Source organism: Rhodoferax ferrireducens, from assembly GCF_003347515.1.
Lineage (GTDB): Bacteria > Pseudomonadota > Gammaproteobacteria > Burkholderiales > Burkholderiaceae_C > Rhodoferax.
In genome coordinates this window covers 1-255 of record NZ_QEII01000027.1, presented here as the reverse complement: position 1 = coordinate 255, position 255 = coordinate 1, and the positions used below count along the sequence as shown (strand labels likewise).

Sequence of the window (255 nt, the reverse complement as noted above, 5' to 3'; positions counted from 1 at the left end):
CCTAATATAGAAAACAGGCACACGCAAAGGATGTGCACAATCACAGGAAACGGCGCCGCAACGAATCGGGCGTTCTCGGTGCTGATCTCCGGATTGCCGGAGAGACCTATCAGGCGAGCGATGCCCGAAGCTAAGGGAATGGCGCTGGTAAATAGCAGCACCAAAGGTACCTTCCAATCGATTCGGGTGGCGTTTGTCATCCAAGGAGTTTATGAACGGCCCTCACTTTTGTAACCGTACTAAGGTACGGTTCTG

General features: G+C 52.5%; 1 pseudogene. It reads right to left on the bottom strand.

Going from position 1 to position 255, the window contains the following annotated elements:
- Positions 1–200, bottom strand: a pseudogene (locus tag C5P05_RS34145) (hypothetical protein); the annotation flags it as partial.
- Between the last annotated feature and the right edge of the window lie 55 nt (positions 201–255).